This is a genomic window from Paenibacillus sp. 2RAB27 (assembly GCF_052115445.1).
Classification (GTDB): Bacteria; Bacillota; Bacilli; order Paenibacillales; family NBRC-103111; genus Paenibacillus_E.
Map to the genome: position 1 here is coordinate 50,684 of NZ_JBFRGR010000016.1, position 16,037 is coordinate 66,720.

14 protein-coding genes are annotated in these 16,037 nt (G+C 44.7%); 1 reads left to right on the forward strand and 13 read right to left on the reverse strand.

The genetic code is table 11. From position 1 onward, the window contains the following. Positions 1 to 119 precede the first annotated feature (119 nt). Complete coding sequence (locus tag AB4114_RS21000) at positions 120 to 1,175, forward strand: LLM class flavin-dependent oxidoreductase (protein ID WP_441990197.1); 1,056 nt, start codon at positions 120 to 122, stop codon at positions 1,173 to 1,175. Between the two features lie 501 nt (positions 1,176 to 1,676). Here the strand turns inward: AB4114_RS21000 and AB4114_RS21005 are convergent. From AB4114_RS21005 to AB4114_RS21065, 13 genes are all read right to left on the reverse strand, one after another. Continuing rightward, entirely contained in the window at positions 1,677 to 2,747 is a 1,071-nt protein-coding gene (locus tag AB4114_RS21005) for an ATP-binding response regulator (protein WP_441990276.1), read from the reverse strand. A gap of 125 nt (positions 2,748 to 2,872) precedes the next feature. Beyond that, a complete protein-coding gene (locus AB4114_RS21010) occupies positions 2,873 to 3,805 on the reverse strand; it encodes a D-2-hydroxyacid dehydrogenase (protein ID WP_441990198.1) in 933 nt (310 codons plus the stop codon). A gap of 389 nt (positions 3,806 to 4,194) precedes the next feature. Further along, a complete protein-coding gene (locus tag AB4114_RS21015; protein WP_441990199.1) occupies positions 4,195 to 5,262 on the reverse strand; it encodes a metallophosphoesterase family protein in 1,068 nt (355 codons plus the stop codon). Positions 5,263 to 5,356: 94 nt separating this feature from the next. Continuing rightward, positions 5,357 to 5,956: an ABC transporter ATP-binding protein gene (locus tag AB4114_RS21020; protein ID WP_441990200.1), complete on the reverse strand. Its 600-nt coding sequence runs from the start codon at positions 5,954 to 5,956 to the stop codon at positions 5,357 to 5,359. Continuing rightward, complete coding sequence (locus tag AB4114_RS21025) at positions 5,946 to 6,863, reverse strand: oligopeptide/dipeptide ABC transporter ATP-binding protein (protein WP_441990201.1); 918 nt, start codon at positions 6,861 to 6,863, stop codon at positions 5,946 to 5,948. The genes AB4114_RS21020 and AB4114_RS21025 overlap by 11 nt, the downstream gene beginning before the upstream one ends. A gap of 31 nt (positions 6,864 to 6,894) precedes the next feature. Next, the gene (locus tag AB4114_RS21030; RefSeq protein ID WP_441990202.1) at positions 6,895 to 7,752 is read right to left on the reverse strand and encodes an ABC transporter permease; all 858 of its coding nucleotides are present in this window, start codon (positions 7,750 to 7,752) and stop codon (positions 6,895 to 6,897) included. Further along, positions 7,749 to 8,741 (reverse strand): ABC transporter permease, encoded by a 993-nt coding sequence (locus AB4114_RS21035; protein ID WP_441990203.1) that lies wholly within the window; start codon positions 8,739 to 8,741, stop codon positions 7,749 to 7,751. The genes AB4114_RS21030 and AB4114_RS21035 overlap by 4 nt, the downstream gene beginning before the upstream one ends. After that, positions 8,729 to 10,306, reverse strand: coding sequence for an ABC transporter substrate-binding protein (locus AB4114_RS21040; RefSeq protein ID WP_441990277.1), 1,578 nt, complete (start codon positions 10,304 to 10,306; stop codon positions 8,729 to 8,731). Before AB4114_RS21040 ends, AB4114_RS21035 begins: the two co-directional genes overlap by 13 nt. A gap of 325 nt (positions 10,307 to 10,631) precedes the next feature. Continuing rightward, positions 10,632 to 11,072, reverse strand: a complete 441-nt coding sequence (locus AB4114_RS21045; RefSeq protein ID WP_441990204.1) for an SRPBCC family protein — start codon at positions 11,070 to 11,072, stop codon at positions 10,632 to 10,634. Positions 11,073 to 11,077: 5 nt separating this feature from the next. Continuing rightward, positions 11,078 to 11,575: a MerR family transcriptional regulator gene (locus AB4114_RS21050; RefSeq protein WP_441990205.1), complete on the reverse strand. Its 498-nt coding sequence runs from the start codon at positions 11,573 to 11,575 to the stop codon at positions 11,078 to 11,080. 139 nt (positions 11,576 to 11,714) lie between these two features. Beyond that, the gene (locus AB4114_RS21055; protein ID WP_441990206.1) at positions 11,715 to 12,233 is read right to left on the reverse strand and encodes an SRPBCC family protein; all 519 of its coding nucleotides are present in this window, start codon (positions 12,231 to 12,233) and stop codon (positions 11,715 to 11,717) included. 52 nt (positions 12,234 to 12,285) lie between these two features. Further along, positions 12,286 to 12,624 carry an ArsR/SmtB family transcription factor gene (locus AB4114_RS21060; protein WP_441990278.1) on the reverse strand — a complete coding sequence of 113 codons (339 nt, stop codon included), beginning with the start codon at positions 12,622 to 12,624 and terminating at the stop codon, positions 12,286 to 12,288. 157 nt (positions 12,625 to 12,781) lie between these two features. Further along, positions 12,782 to 15,949, reverse strand: coding sequence for an ATP-binding cassette domain-containing protein (locus tag AB4114_RS21065; RefSeq protein WP_441990207.1), 3,168 nt, complete (start codon positions 15,947 to 15,949; stop codon positions 12,782 to 12,784). Positions 15,950 to 16,037 lie beyond the last annotated feature (88 nt).

A 16,037-nucleotide genomic window follows, 5' to 3' on the forward strand; every position in this document is an offset into this window, starting at 1 on the left:
TTACGGTAAGAAACAGATGAGAGAAGATTGAATGGATGCGCTTAGTAACTTGCTTACTTTTCTTGAGTTACATTATATATTATAGTATAATAGAGTTAATCTGAAAGGAGCGATTTAATATGTCCAACCATACAACATCAACTTTTGAAATAGGAATAAGCACATTTCTCGAGGCTGCTCCAAGAGCTAATGGCATCACACATGCGGAAAGGCTCCGTCAAGCGGTAGAGGAAATAAATTTGGCCGATCAAGTTGGCCTAGACGTTTATGCCATTGGCGAACATCATCGAGCAGATTATGCGAGCTCAGCACCGGCTGTTATTTTGGCGGCAGCTGCTTCCACGACCAAACGAATCCGCCTCTCGAGCGCCGTGACGGTGTTATCTTCGGATGATCCAGTTCGCGTTTACCAAGCGTTCTCCACCTTAGACGGATTATCCAATGGACGCGCAGAAATTATGGCGGGCCGCGGATCTTTTATCGAATCTTTTCCGCTTTTTGGATACGACTTAAACCACTACGACAGCCTATTTGAGGAAAAACTGGAGCTCCTGCTCGCGATCCGCGAAACAGAGAAAGTAAGCTGGAAAGGCGGCCATCGCGCTGGCATTAATAACTTAGGCGTTTATCCGCGAGCTGTACAAGAGCCGTTACCCGTATGGATCGGAACTGGCGGTAATCCGGATTCCGCGATTCGCGCTGGCATACTAGGACTGCCAGTCGTCTTTGCGATTATTGGCGGTATGCCGGAGAGGTTCGCTTCGCTAGTCAATCTATACAAGGAATCGGCCGCTAAAGCGGGTCACGACGTAAGCAAGTTGCAGATCGCGACGCATTCGCACGGCTTCATATCGGATACTAGTGAGAAAGCGGCCGACTTGTTCTACCCAGCAACGGAAGCCATGATGAACACGATTGGCCGTGAGCGCGGCTGGTCGCCCTACACGCGTGACACGTTCGATGCAGCGCGAAGCCTTCGCGGTGCACTGTACGTCGGCGATCCCGAGTATGTAGCGGAGAAAATCATCTTGCTCCGCAAGAACCTCGGCATAACGCGATTCCTCTTGCATGCGGATGTTAGCACACTGCCGCATCATGAATTGCTGCGCACGATCGAGCTGCTCGGCACGAAAGTCGCGCCGATCGTTCGCAAGGAGCTGGAGCGCGAGGCATAAGCATAGCAAATAGGATTCCCAAAGCCATGTATGTGGCGGGGAATCCTTTTTTTTTGTTGCCGAAGGAGTTCGATTTTATTCCATCGCTGGTGAAGTTACTCGAGATCGTCGATTATTTCGACTATCTCCCACCAGCAGGCGCTGGTTCCTTGCGAGATCGTCGATTATTTCGACTATCTCACCTCCGCAGGCGCCGATTTCTTGTGAGATAGTCGATTATTTCGACTATCTCACCCCAACAGGCGCTGATTTCTTGCGAGATAGTCGATTATTTCGACTATCTCACTTCCCTAGGCACTGATTCCTTGCGTGATAGTCGATTATTTCGACTATCTCACCCCCGCAGGCGCCAGTTTCTTGCGAGATAGTCGATTATTTCGACTATCTCACCCCCGCAGGCGCCAGTTTCTTGCGAGATAGTCGATTTTTTCGACTATCTCACCCTCGCAGGCGCCAGTTTCTTGCGAGATAGTCGATTATTTCGACTATCTCACTTCCCTTCTACTTGACTCCTACGACTGGCAACTCAATGACTAACAAACACCCGTCTGCTCCCTGCTCCACGTCCCGGGATATCCGAAGACTGCCCCCCAATTGCGTGATTCGCTCCATCATCGACTGAAGACCGAAGCCCAAGGCAGTCGCCTCATAGCGCTCTCCGTCGTTCCAAAGCGAGAAGATCAGTTTGTCATCACTAGTATTAAGTTTAAACTGGAAGCTAGTACAGCGGCCGTGGCGAATTCCGTTGGTTAGCCCTTCTTTGAGCGCGTGGTAGATCGCTTTTTTGTGCATGGAGCTTAGCGGCGGAAGCGGTGAAATGGCATGGTCGACTTTCATCCCTGCTACTTCCTCCGTTTGTGCCAGCAACTGCTTAAGCGCGGGTTCCAGCTGGAAATCCACTCCTTGCTGCTTCAAAGTACGGACAGACTCACGAATATCGTCCAGCCCTTTACGGACCAGCTGCTGCGAAAGCGCCAGCTTATCGTTGCCGCGGGGATCGCCGCGTTCGAGCAGCATTTTGGCAGCCTCCATCTGTACGATGGAGGTGGTTAGCGTGTGTCCGACGTGGTCATGAATTTCCTGGGCGAGCAGGTTCCGCTCTTCCATTAGCGTCAATTCGTTAAGCGTCTCAGCCGTTTCACGGACGGATTCTCGAAGGCGATTCGTCGTAAACTCCAGTTCGGAGGTACGCTCCTGAACCATCCGTTCTAACTCTAATGTGAAGCGCGACAACTTCATTTGAATGCCTACACGTGCCAGCAGTTCATGACGGGTGAACGGTTTGACGATGTAATCATTTGCCCCAGCATCGAAGCCTTCCAGTAGATCGACCAATCGTCCTTTGGCCGTTAGCAGGATGATCGGCAAAGTACTTTCGTCATATCGTTCGCGAAGACGACGACAAATGTCGTAGCCGTTCATATCAGGCAGCAGCACATCCAGTAGCAGGAGATCAGGTACCTGCTGTTCGATAAGCGCCAGCGCCTCTTCCCCATTCGCCGCCTTCAGCAATCGTAGAGAAGATCCGCTCAAATAATTATCCAACACCTGAAGATTAACAGGCTCGTCGATGGCCTAATTTATCATAGGAATTCTAATCTCTCAAACGTCAAAAAGAGCCCAAAATGGGCTCCGTAATAAAGTTCTATAACTATTAGATTGGCTCCTAATTTTACAGGAATACAACTCATAAAGAACTAATAACCTCGTTGTACATCCACCGATTGGCTAACTCGCTCTTGTCCATTATCGATTTCTCCAAGCACAGCGAGCAATCCCTCAATTGCTTCATCCACCCCTGTAACAGCAGAAATATGCGGCGTAATGACCACGTTCGGATGAGCCCACAACGGCGAAAGTACGGGTAGAGGTTCCTCCCTAAACACATCAAGAACTGCTCTACGCACCTGTCCCAGTTCAATCGCTTCCAGTAGTGCGTTCTCATCCACCGAAGCGCCCCTACCAACATTAATAAAGCCAGCACCCTGCATGTAGGAAAATAAGCGTCTTTCAAATAAACGTTCCGTGCTTGGTGTTAGGGGTAACGTGTTTACGACCCAATCGGCTTGAGGTAACACCTGGTGCACTTCGGTAATCGGAAGTACCTTGTTAAAATGACGGTTCGCTGCGCCACTGCGAGAAATTCCGTATATATTTACTCCAAAATTGCTAAGCATCCTCCCCACTTCCTCGCCAATCGTACCTGTTCCGATAATGACGATATTCAATTCATGCAGCAGCTTCTGCTGTGATGGCAGCCATTGCCTTTGGGACTGAGCATGCTGGAATATATCATGACGTTGTAAATCGGCAAGTAGATAGCTTAAGCAATATTCCCCTATTTTCCGCCCAAAATTGCCGACCGTACGCGTTAACATGACATCCTTTTTCCATTCGCGATCAAATATAAATGCATCAACGCCGGCTCCAAGCGCATGAATCCACAGCAATTTACCGAAATGAAACGACTCCGTCGGTTTAAAGGCCACATAACCATCCGCCCAGTCGAAGTGATTCGGACATACTTCCGTCTCTGAAAGAAACAGATACTCCCTCTTCGTGTCCATTGAAGCAAGCTTTTCAAGCTCTTTATACATTCGCCCGGTCACTAATATTCGTTTGATATCCAACTACAACGCCTCCTCAGAATCCGTTAAACTACGCGATAGCAACTAATTGTACCATGGTAAATAAATAAGATGAAAATGTCGTTTAGTATTCACTGGCGGATATAGCCTGTTTATTTGTATTAAGTGGAAAATTTACATCTATTTAAAGGGAATTCCCTCTGAAATTCGAATTAACTGTAAAATATGTAGTTAAAACTGCCACTTTTGTGCCTATCGAGTAAAATGTCTAAAATTACCTGTAGCTTATCCATCTAATCTAATTTTCGACGAGAAATCCCCAAATTTAACTGTATTAAATCCATCTATTCGCGCGGAGCACGGGATAATATAAAAAGACATGCCCCATGTGCATGTCCTTTCCCCTAAATACCATTTATATGATCATACAACTATGCTTGTTTGGCATGAACCATGGGTACGGTGTATGTTGCCGATTCGATCCAGGTCTTATCCGAAAATTCCCGGCCACGAACCACAACTTCGTTGGTGTAGATTTGAACATACATGCCTTGCGCACAATTGGGATTGTCCGTACTGCGTGTTTTACCGACAGAAGCATTATTGAACCAGTGAAAGGTGTTCTGTGTGTTATAGTGATTTTCCGTTGCGAAGTTACGATGGGTGTGCCCGGACATGACAAAAACATTCTTATAAGGCGCTAAGATTGCCCGAAACTCTTTGGCTCGGAGCAATTGAGGCGGTTTCCCTTCTGTATCGGGTGCCGGCAGTGGTTGATGGATGAAGACGAAAGCTGGCTTTCCATCTTCATGCGTTTTCATCATATTTTCGAGCCAGGCAAGCTGCTTATCCGAATACCATGCACCCTCCCCCACCTCAGGGTTCTCCTGCACATAGGTCTCTTGCGACATCATAATCAGATGTACATCATTCATCCAGACATCTTTGTAAGGCTTATCTTTATAGCCAAAAAACTTCATGAAGCGTTCACGGGACATCGCATCAGTTTTCCCGTTGGGGACAGTTTCCGCGGACCAATCTCCCTTACTGCTTATCCAAATGTCGTAATAGTCGTGATTGCCCATATTCGCGTAGAGAGGCGGTAATTTGTAGTTGTCTAATACTTTTCGGAAAAGCTTGTAATCTTGATCCCGGCCTATATCCGTGATATCCCCGCCGAATACGATCGTATCTACGGGCGACTCAAAATGAGTGATATCTTTCAATGCCGAATGAAGCTTATCAATAATCGTAGTGGTGCCATTGTTGGAAATATGCACATCGCTAAGTAGGAAAAATGAGAGTAATAATCGATGATTGTTGGAGTCCACCGAAACCGGATGTGCGGATACTTGCGGGATTATGTGCTCCTGCGAGGCATCCGTCACCGCTACTTTCGTATCAGATCCCTTTAATGATTGTTTGAGCAGTGCACCGACACCCGTTAATGCGAATGCGGTTGCAAGCAATCTTTTAATAAACTGTCTACGCGATAACATGAAGCTTCCCCCCAGAGGATAAATCATCTATGTCATTTACTAATTTAATTTTATCATATTGTCGTCATAAATTTAGTAAAACATTAGAGATTTTTTAACTCTGCCACTCCACTACTCTACTGCATAATCTATTCACTAATTGATGCTCATGACTAATGACCAGTATACTTGTATGATTTCGCTCAGCCCATTTCAGCACCGACTGCCAAATTTGTGCTTGCGTAATGGCATCGAGCATGGTGCTCATTTCATCTGCGATCAAATAACGAGTGCCGGATCCGAGCGCCCTAGCAACGCATATTCTCTGCAATTCTCCACCCGATAGTTCGCTAGGGTAGCGATTTAACCACGCATCCTCAATGGCTAGCTCCGATAACATATGTTCGTCAATTTTGCCCGACTCCGCCAATGTTCTCCGCAGCTTCCATTTGGGGTTCACCGCCTGTTCAGGATGCTGAAGAACTAATTGCACAGGATTTCGTACACCAGAAGGTATCGAACCGCCGTCTAGAAGAACATGACCTTCCGTGGGTTGAAGGTGTCCCGCAAGTAATTTACCAAGCGTAGATTTGCCGCAACCACTTGGCCCGACAAGTCCGACAAACTCGCCAGCTTCCATACGAATAGTCATTTGCTGCAAAACCCATGCCCCTTTGTTATAACGATAGCCAAGTGATTTCCCCTCAAGTGGCATGCAAGCACCTCACTTCTCCGTTCCTCAGTGTACGCGGCTCTGGTGAAGACTCTTCACATTCGATTGTTGCTGACGAACAACGCGGAGCAAACACGCACCCCTTCGGTAATGCATCCGGTAATGGTTGAGAGCCAGGGATAGCAACAAATTGTTGACCTGGGAGTGCTTTCCATAACGCCTTTGTATAGGGGTGTCGCAGTCTCTCCCCGTTACCCGTAAAATCGCTGCGCTGCGCAATTTCCACAACCGTTCCCGCATATAACACGGCAATTCTATCCGCTACAGTTAAAGCAGCCTCGATATCATGTGTGATCAGCATCACCGCGCAGCCGTCCTCCGCCAATAGACGGAAACGATTCAATGTCTCCGTCATTGCTAAAGTATCAAGTCCGGGTGTTGGCTCATCGGCGATGAACAATCTAGCTCCGCTAACCGTTGCGGTTGAGACAAGAATTTTACGAGCCATGCCACCGGATAACTGGAAGGGAAACCATTTTGCCACATAATCAGCGAGGTTATACTTGTTAAAAGCCTTCCGCCTAAGTGCTACCGGATCACCTTGACGAACGGATTGCTGCACTTGCTCACCGACGCGTATCAATGGATCCAAATACTGAACAGATTGTGGGATGAGCGCGATTTCTTTCCCACGTATCCGTCTTTGTCTATCTGGCGTCAATTCTTCACCCTTAAATTGGATGCTACCCGTGACTTGCGCATTACTGGGGAGAATACCTAATATGGCATGTGCGAGTAGACTTTTACCAGAACCGCTGGAACCTACAACGGCTAGAATCTCTTGGGCTGTAACGGATAGATGAAGATTATGTATGGTTTCTGTATGCACCTGTCGCAGGCGGCGATCCAGCCGATTAAACCGAATAGAAAGCTTGCTAATTTCTAGCATAATCGACCTCCTCTCACTTAGATGTCCGTGCTTATTTATCATGCGTCTGTTGTGGGTTCACGAATTGTTTTAAATTTTCACCTAGCATAGCAAATGTCCGTACCAGTACTAATAAGCATAAGCCAGGAAACAAGGCTAACCACCACAGGCCCGAAGATAAGTAACGCATCGATTCCGACAAAATGATACCAATTGCAGGCTCATGCGGCGATAGACCCATCCCAAGAAAAGTAATCGAAGCTTCATGTAAGATGGCATGAGGAACGATCAGAATGATTCCCACCAATATTTGTGGAATCAGGTGAGGAATGATATGCCTAGTTGCGATCCACCAACGGGATTTGCCGAAATTACGAGAGATAACAACATAAGGAGCCGTTTGAATCTGCATAACCTCAGCGCGAATAACCCTCGACAAGGCTGGCCAATGCGTCAACGCGACGCCAATGATAATGCCTTTGGCCCCTCCACCTAGCACAAATGAAATCAAGAGCAGTGTTACTAAATGAGGCACACTCAGGAATAAATCAGTCACCCAGTTAATGAAACGATTCACAACTTGACCCAAGACGGCTCCTGCAATTCCCATCATACTGGCAATCACAACACTTGAAATACCGGCAGTAAGCCCTACTTTCAGACTGAGTAGTAATCCTTTCATAGTCCGGGTAAACATATCCCTGCCTAGCCAGTCCGTCCCGAATGGGTGCATGGTGGATGGCTCTAAATTACGCTGCATCAAATTAGTGGCTAAACCCGAGGCATCAAGCCGCATAGACATAGCGATCAAAGTTAGTAATAGGAACACAGCAATCATAGTTGAAATCCATAATCTCAGTCGATGATGAAGCTTGGGAAGCACCAATCCGACGCGCATAAGTTGCTTCATGAACGACTTCCCTCCTTCATCCTCGGATCAATAAAACGATAACTTAGGTCAGCCATCGCATTTCCGCAGTACACAAATAGTGCACTAAATAATACAACGCCCATTAACAAAGGGATGTCTCCTCGAAGCCCTGCTTCTACAGCAGCCTGTCCCAATCCAGGATAAGAGAATACTTGTTCAGCTAAGACAGCGCCACCGAATAGTTCACTGAATGACGCAAATTGCAGTGTAATAGCTGGCAAAGCCACATTCCTCAGCCCATGCCTCCAAAAGATAGTGAATCCTCGCTCGCCGCGAGCTCTGGCAAACAACCAGTACTCCTTTTCCGTGACATCGATTAGCTTTTCTCTCGTATGCAGTGCAATTGCTGCGATCCCTGTCACGCTAAGTGTCAGCACAGGCAGGATCATATGTCGAATTCGATCTATGAATTGAACCTGATCTGCTGTGGTACCAGCAGGAACGGCAAGTCCTACGGGCAGGATGCCGAGCCATACAGCAAACACCAGCATAAATAGCAAGCCAACCCAGAACGTTGGTGTTGAGGAAAGGGTGTAGCAGTACCATCGGATACCTTTATCAACCCATGTATTCCGATTCATTGCGGCTAATACGCCAGATACGAATCCGATCAGTCCGGACAACAGCCATGCTGCCCCCATTAGTGCAAGAGATGCGGCGAATCGTTCACCGATCACCTCCAGCACAGGCCGACGGTAAATCATAGATGTGCCTAAATCACCACTCACCACAGCGCTCAACCAATGCCAGTACCGAAGGAGTGGCGGTTCATTTAGCCCCCAATATTGCACAATGGCTTCACGCTGTTCTGCACTAACCTTCATCATATCCGCGCCAACATAAGCTTGAATAGGATCAATGGGAGAGAAGTGTACTAGCATAAATGAAATGGCGCTCACAGCGAGCAACAGCAATAGTAATCCTAGTCCTTTACGAAGGATAAATGGAAAAAGTTTTAAGAGTTCCATCGCCATTCCTCAATGTTATCGGTAACAGGCCAACCATGACCATGCGGATGAATTTTTTGTTTACCGATATCGAGACCAGATTTAACCAAATAGAGATGATCTAGATTCACTAACCATGCCCATGGTGCATCGCCGTTGGCGCTTAAACCCGTTTCACCATCCCATTGTGCCTTTTTCCAAAATGCCCAAGCATCCTTCTCGTTCGTTGCCCGTAATGCTTGTGTCATATAGTTTTCAACCTTCGGGTTGTTGTAATATCCAGGATTGTAGTATTCTACACCGCCAAACTTATTACTGTATACATTGTACATTTCGAGCGGATCATGGCTGCCCCAGCCAAAAAGCACTGGGCTAGCATGCATTTGTTTCTCCATCTCGTCCCAGCTTTTTCCTTCTGCTTTAACCTGAATACCTAATGGTTTCAACATATCCGCAGCAGCAATGGCAAGCGATTGACGAGTCACATCACTAGATGGGTAAAGCAGATTGAAAGCTGCCTTTAATGCCCCTTTTTCAACAATGCCATCATAATCCGTATCTTTCCATCCGTTATCAGCAAGCAGCTTTTTCGCTGCATTTATGTCTGCATCTGTGATAACTGACTCTTGGTTGAACCATGGAAGACCGTCGTTCAGCGTATAGGCTGGTGTACCATGACCTTCTAGAATACTTTGTACTAGGCTCTTTCTGTCTATCGCGATATTAATAGCCTTACGTATGGCTGAATCGGCCGTAACATCATTACCAATTGGATAGCCTTCTTTCGTCTTACCACCTGATTTCACATAAGGAAACATAATGCCTCGATTGTCGACTGTTCTGGCAGCTTTCAATTCCATTCCGCTTACTGCCTGTTTGCTAAATGCTGCTGGAATGGCAGCCATGTCAACGGTTCCCGCCTTCGCAGCAGCGAAAGCAGCATCCTCACCGAGGAATAAGAACGTGATTTTCTGGAAAAATGGTTTGTTCCCGTAATAATCTGGATTGGCTTCAACGATTAATTGCTGACCTTTATCCCATTGAATTAATTTGTACGGCCCTGAGCCAATCGGTTTAAGCGCATAATCCTTACCATGTGCATGTTTTGGGACAATTCCTGTTGATACAAGCATTTGTGTAAACGTGGATTGAGGTTCTTTGAGCGTAAACGTTAACGTCGTTTCATCGGAGACTTCTACATGCTTTAAGTTGCTCAGATCGATGGACGAACCGCTTGCTGATGCGGCTTGGTACGTATATTGCACGTCCCCTGCAGTTAATGGTTTACCATCGCTGAACTTGGCGTCTTTACGCAACTTAACTGTCCAAACCAAGCCATCCTGACTTACCTCATACTCTGTAGCTAAATCATTGACAATATTCAAATCTTTGTCTCGTTTCAGCAGGGTGCTTTGGAATAAAGGTGATCCGTAACGCCCCCACCCTGTTGTCGGATCAAATCCTGCCTCGGGCTCCCCCCCAATGGCTAGAACAATCTCTTTCTTGGCTGTTTCAGCAACTGGTTGAGGCTTTGGTTTGGTACAAGCAGTTACCAAAGTTAATACGGTTAATACAATCAGAATCATGGATAAACGATGCTTCAAATGAGTCACTCCCTCAATGTTCACGTGTGCAGTGTTACGATTTGGTAGAATTGTAACACACATTGCATTGGAAATGAACTTATTTTTCCAATATTCCTATACGCCCAACAAGCACCTCAAATGTGAAAGATGACTTGATAAACTTCAAAATTCACAAATACTCACAACGATTAGTGATATTACAATCTTCATCAATCGAATTCAAAATTTAGGATCTTAAGAACTTCACATATGTGTGAAGTTTTTTCTTTATGAACACACAAAAAACCAGCCTTTCGGCCGGTTTTTTGATATTGATAAAGCAAGTTTATAGGTTTTCCAACTGCTTCCCCAGATTGTCCAACATGATTGCAGTCCCATGTTCTCGTTGTTCTGGTGTATCATGGCCATCTAGGAAGACGCCTTGTTCAGTGAATATCAACTTTGTCCCCGTACCCACTGGCTTGAACTCGACAGTTGTCACAGAAATCGACATCCGCTTCTCACCCATATCCAATGTGTAGCTATAAACAATGCGCTCGTTCGGAACAATGTCTTGATACGTGGCATCGAAGGTGAATATGGGTCCACCTGGAGGGCCTCCCTGACTCATTTCCTTACCACCAACCCGGAAGTCGAATTCATCCGCTTTAGAAAACCACAACTCTTTCAATTTGGGATCCTCCCAAGTAGCAAATACACGTGTCGGCGAGGCTTTGTAAATACGTTCAACGACGAAAGTGTTATGTATGGCAATACGTTCGTTCATGCTTGTCAGCTCCCTTGTTTTGATTCATCGGATTTTCCGTCTAGGAGTTCGCCAAGCAGATCTAGGCGGCGTTCCCACGACAACCGACGCTCAATGATTACTTTTTCATGACTCTTCTTCATGGTTTCCAATAATTTGGTAAAATCATCGACCGTTACAGGTTCTTTCAACGACATCAGATTAGATACGTACTCCAGTTCGAGCAACAGATTCTGTTCCATCCGTATATTTTCTTTCAGTCGGGCGATTTGCAACGAAACGATCTCCAGTGGACTGAATTGCTCGCCCGTTAATACGGACTTGACCTCATCCAGTGATAATCCGAGCTCTTTTAACGATAAAATTTGCTGCAGTCGCGACAGATCTGCCTCATTGTACAATCTGTGTCCCGATTCGGAATGCGCCGAAGGCGAGAACAAGCTGATTTGATCGTAAAATCGCAATGTTCGTATCGTGAGTCCTGTTAGTTTCGCAAGCTCTCCCACTTTCCAAAGCTGCTTCATAATCATCTCCTTTTGGCTGTGCTAGCTCTTTACCGGTAACTATACTATAAAACATGACGTAACGTCATGTTCAAGTGTTGCAGACATTTTTTTCATAACCACAAAGAAAAGGCCGCTAATTAGCGACCTCATCCATTATTTATGCATTTTTTTGAATGGACTCCAAATGTACACCAAGTCTGTTCCAAGTATCCGTGATCCCTTCCATCATACCCATATCCATAACCTGTTGCAGATTTTCAGCTGATGCGTATTCTCCGCGGTTAATGACTTTCGTACCCGTTTCTGTTTCGATAAAGGTAAGTGTTACGCGCGTAGATGGCATATTCTCCGTTTCATTGCCTTCCGCATCAGAGAAAAAGTCTACATACACGATTTTCTCCGGTTCAACGATTTCGCTGTAAATTGCCTTGCCCCATGATTCCATACCATAGTAATCACCCTGATTCTTGTCTTCGCACTTCATGCAATAATGCCAAACCCCACCGACGCGGAAATCAACATGACATACTGGAAGTGTCCAACCTCTCGGACCCCACCAATGTTTCAGATGTTCTGCTTCAGTAAATGCCTTGAAAACCAGCTCACGAGGGGCATTGAATTCACGCTCAAGAATTAGAACTTTGTCCTCTACTGTGGAAACCATTTGATTTTTCATTTTTAACTTCCTCCTAGAATGTTCATTATTTGTTTAAAATAGTCCTGAACCATCAGTCTTGCTGTTCTTTCTGCACATGATTGCCCTGAAGCTTCTGTAAATAGTCATCTAGTCGGTTATACCGCTCCTCCCAGATGACGCGGTAGTTCTCCAGCCAGTCGTTCATCTCTCGGAATGGATCAGGCAGCAGCTTGTAAATACGACGATTTGCATCCACCCTTACCTCGACGATGGCAGCCTCACTAAGTACACGCAAATGCTTGGATACTTGAGGCTGACGCAGTTGTAGCCTTTCCGCGATTTCCCCTACAGTGAGTGGCCGTTCACGCAAAAGATCAACAATCCTCATGCGGTTAGGCTCTGCCAATGCACTCATGACGTTAGGATCCATGCTCATCATCCGTCCTCTTGCTGTAAATACATGCGTTTCTTGTTCGTGTGTAACAGTTATTGTCTTCCTGAATTCAATATACCACATTGGGAATATTCTCGCAAGTGAATATTGAAATGGAATAGAAAGCGCTAACCCGAAGGTCAGCGCTTAATAATCAATTCAAGCTATGATACACGGCCATCATATCTTGTTTGTTCAATTCACGAATACGATTGTAGATCGGAATATCTGCAACGGACTCCGTCACTTTACTTGCATCAACAACATCACTTACTTTGCCAGTAAGCCATGTTTGTACGGTTATACCCTCGACGACTTCCTTGCGTCCCTCATCATTGATGCCACTTACATAACAACTCACACAAGGTACCGACAATTTCTGTACGCCATCATGGAGACCATCTTCGGAAATGACTCGCTTACCGCCACAGAATGGGCATGGATGACTGGCTTTGATCTTATTAATTTGGGTAACAATCTTACTATAACCAAAGGCTTCGTAGACATAAGTCAGTTTTTTATATTTTCCATTGGTGAAATATTTATCAATGATGGTTTCTCTTGTTTCCGTAATATCGGCAAAATCACAGATGGTTATCAAGTTTTTGCTGCTGATCGCATCAAGATTACCTTTAATCTTGTCCCAGAAAGGCACTGCATTTTGTAGAACCACTTCATAGCCCACAAAGCTAGCAAGCTCCAGCTCGTACATTTTAAGGGCAACCTGAGTTTCCCTAGGCAGTAAGGAGACATCTTCCGAAAGCGCGAGGTCACCGCCAACAATGGATTTTAACTTTTCTAATTCTGGCAAATTGCCTACGCTTTGGATAACCTGATCCAGCGGCTGCTGAATTATCTCGCGAATATCCGAGCCATTAAATTTCAATTTTTTATGATGGTTTAATACGGTTCCATGACATACGGGGCAGGTAATCATTTCTCTTGAAGCTTTCATTGCTTCTTTAATCGTAAGATTCTTCGAAATAACCATGTAACGGCCTAAGATGTAATTAAAGCCTTCCCAGGTTCTCGAAGCCTTACCTGCCTTATCATAAAATGATTTTTCCCAATAGCCATATAAGAACGTATTCTTTTCAGCTTCTGTCATCTCATTATAACTTTTACTTATATCATGACCTAGCTCATTCTGTATCTCTGCGAAAAGGAAATGCAACTTGGCATGCTGATAATATTTCAAGACATCCATCACTTCTGGCAACAATAAGCCATCCCAGAATGGGACTGTTTTATCTTGAATAAGAATATCTATATCGAATCTTTCGATCACACGACGACCCGAGCAGCATGGACAATGATTATCTTGATAATAGAAATCAAAGCTTCTTGTATCTTTATTGGTAGGATGAGAAGCTACAATATGGTTGATCAGCCCACCGATTTCATAGACAAAACTATATTGACTATACAGGTGACGTTCAAGATCAATCGCAATCACAGGGGCAATTTTGTCAGATTCGTATTCACCATAGATTAAGCGTGCCATGGAAGATAAGCTTTTCAGGATACCACCTTTATAGATGTTTTCTACCTGTTTAAAATAGTTAATCTGATTTTCTTGTAGGTATTGAATACCTTGTTGTTGCTTCAGAGCGGAAGAAATGTGCAAAGGGGCTGCATGATCTTCCCTATTTTTAAGACGATAGTATTCCTCATGTGGGACAACATCAAGGTGTCTAATCGGTTCAGGCTGTCTTTTGCCAAAATCAACAATAAAATCCGAACTTTCCAGCATATAGGCGTTATGTTCGATCATCAGGATGGAGACAGATTCATCTTCCAGAATGACCCTCACACTGTCGATGAATTGGTTTAAAATATTTTGAGATAAACCTTTCGAAGGTTCGTCAAAAATAAACAGCGTATGCGGGTTTCTTGAATTCGCAAACAACTCCGATACTAAATGAACACATTGAAATTCACCTGTAGATAATGATTGTGTTTTTCTTTCTAATGTCAGATAGCCAAGTCCAAGTTTATTCAATAAGCTCAATCGTTTGCGAGCGATGTCTTCGTTCGGCAGTTCTTCAATAATATCTTCGATCGAACGTTGGAAAATATCATCCTCAGTCTCTTCGTTATACTTGGTAAGTTTCTTCTTAATATCAAGGAAAGTAGCAACGGTTGACCGGCTCGTGATCGATTGGTTGCGATCTTGCCCAACCATAACCAGTTTATCTTTGGGATAACGTTTCTGAAAATCTTTGGACATGCACTCATGCACAAGTGTTGATTTCCCGCAACCAGACTCGCCAGTAAAAGTGACTAATCTGTTCTTAGGAATTTGAATTTCGGCCATTTGAATATTCCGACAGTACAGGTCCTGAAACTGATAATAATCAGTTGGCATTGCCTGGTTTTGTTCCCATAGAATTGGTTTTGGACGAGGTGATTCTTCGACGATCTTCCCGCCATATTTACCACTGCCCGGTCCAAAGAACAATTGCTCATCTGTTGTATCAAGCACCGTATCCGAATGATCAATGAGCCAAATTTGATTCTTATAACCTAATTGCTTAATTTGTTCTAAAATTTTCAAAAGCGTTTCATGGTCAAGACCAACGGAGATTTCATCAATAATAATAACGGTATTTTCACTGGTAGCCATGAATTCAGCCAAATAATGACGTGTTAATTCACCACCAGATAATGTCCCCATAATGCGATTTAATGTTAAGTATCCGATATTCATATTAATCAAATTTTGGAGAATATGTTGTTTTGCTTCACTAATATGTAATTCCTCGGCAAGTGAAAGGATGGTTTCGATGCTTAAGCTATTGATATCAGAGATGCTATGTGGTTGATTCCTTAACTCCAGCTTATGCTGCTCAACTTCAGGACTGTAGCGCTTCCCTTTACACTTCGAACATTCTACATTTTGTGTCGTGCTGCGCCCTTTACAATCCGGGCACCACCCTAATGCGTTATTAAAGGAAAAAACTTCGGGAGAAAGATTGAATTGTTCGGCCATACGATCACGGATCTCTTTGAAAACGCCTGTATGTGTGCCAATGGTTGAACGAGGATTGGATGAAATCGATGATTTTCCGAGAAAAAGGACGAGAGGCATTTCCTCCATCTTGATGGCGCTGAAATTCGTTTCCATAATCTCTGGAAATAAATACTGATATTCAGCTTTCGGCAATAAGGAAACGAGACGTTTCTTGGATTCTTCCCCAATTGTCTGACAAAAAGTTGTTTTACCAGATCCTGATAAACCAGCAATTCCTAATGATTTGTTTACGGGTATTGTTGCATCTAATTTGTTAATGTTGTTCGAAATTAATTGATGGATTTGCATGAGTACATCCTTTCTATTCGTTACACTTATTGATTCCATATTAGCACATCTAACGTATTGTAATGCAACTACTGCCATGGGATTATCC